The following is a 1338-nucleotide window of genomic DNA, read 5'->3' as shown; positions in this document are numbered from 1 at the left end:
ATGATAGGCAGCCAGCGCTTCGTTGGGTTCCTCGGCTCGCAGGTACGGTGCGTCAGGCTGACCTATGGAGCGCAGCTCAGTCTGGACGGCGTGTTCGATGGCGGCGAGCGTGGCGCGACCAGCGACGCCATCGGCTTTCAGCTGGTGMTCGCGCTGGAAGGCTTCGAGGGCTAGACGGGTTCGCCGGCCGAAGTCTTGATCAGCGGCAAGAGGTGTTCCATCGGGTGCCATATAGCCGAGTCGGCGCAGCCGGTTCTGTAGCTCGCCTACGGCGTCCGAACGATCGCCTTCTCGAAGGGTGCCACTCCTGGACGACCCGGCTGCCGTCGTGCGCGCGACCTCTTGCCCGCTCGCCAACGCGATGCTGCGGCGCATCGTTGGACCATTGAATACTTCGAGAAGTCCCTCGACGTAGTGCTTGTCCGTAGCGAAGCCCGCCTTGTACAAGGCTTTAGCTTCCGCCTCAATGTCGCCAAGCGTGCCTTCGTCAAACAGACCTGCTTTCGCGTATCGAGGGTTCTCCGTAAGGAACTTCGCGCGATCCCTGAACGACTCCTCCACCGTTTTATAAACCCGGAACGGATGGTCCTCCCAAGTTTTCTTTCCGGTGTTGTCGTACGTCTCGTCGACATGGGCGGTCTTTTTCTCGCCAGACCACCGGCCAAACGCCTTGACGTTAAACATGTTGTTCGTGCCCGGAAGAACATGCCTTCCCCAACCGGTCTCTTTAGCGGCCTGAGCAAGCATCAGCTCCCAGGAAAGGCCCGTTTCCGCGGAAATCTTCCTGGCGATCGGGTACAACCTTGCAATGAATTCTTCGTTGGTTTCCATGGAGTGCTCGCGGAATAATTACTAGGACGGCTACATCTTGATCGTGACGGAGAACGGAAAGTCGTCTTCCGTATCCAGATATCGATACTTTCCTGTAACAAGGAATGCGTCATTGACCACCTTGAGTCCGTCGTCATCCCAGACCCAAGATGTATATGGTCCCTTGGCATTGGGTACTGGAACGTCTTCCTCGCCCTCGGTGCTGCCGTCTGCTATGCGAACTTTCACTATGCTGAGCAGAGTCTGCGAGAGCGACCGTGGGGCCTGGGTATCGAGCTGGAGAAGCACATACAGTGCGTCTCCCCGCCGCACGCAGTGAGTCGCCCTGCCCTCATAGAAGTCGTCCGGCATATCCATATACCTGGCCCATTTGATTCGCTCGCCCGCCGCGTCGGCGACATAGACGTAGGGGCGGGAGAACATGCCGTCTTCGTCTGTCACCTTTCCAGCCACGCATTTGCTGTTGTCACCCACCGGTGTAKTCGAGTAGAGGTCGAAGTACTAGTG

Annotated in this window: 2 protein-coding genes; both read right to left on the bottom strand. The window is 58.1% G+C overall.

What is annotated here, in order from left to right; translation table 11 throughout:
* Positions 1-831 (bottom strand): glucosaminidase domain-containing protein (locus AC1DT2_RS23580; RefSeq protein WP_477299110.1); only part of this gene is annotated, 831 nt, incomplete at its 3' end.
* Between the two features lie 30 nt (positions 832-861).
* Positions 862-1305, bottom strand: a complete 444-nt coding sequence (locus AC1DT2_RS23575; RefSeq protein WP_477299109.1) for a hypothetical protein — start codon at positions 1303-1305, stop codon at positions 862-864.
* Positions 1306-1338: the final 33 nt, after the last annotated feature.

Source organism: Luteibacter sp. P4_E6 (assembly GCF_056401535.1).
Note: the sequence above shows the minus strand (reverse complement) of the source record. Positions and strands in the feature narration are given on the sequence as shown.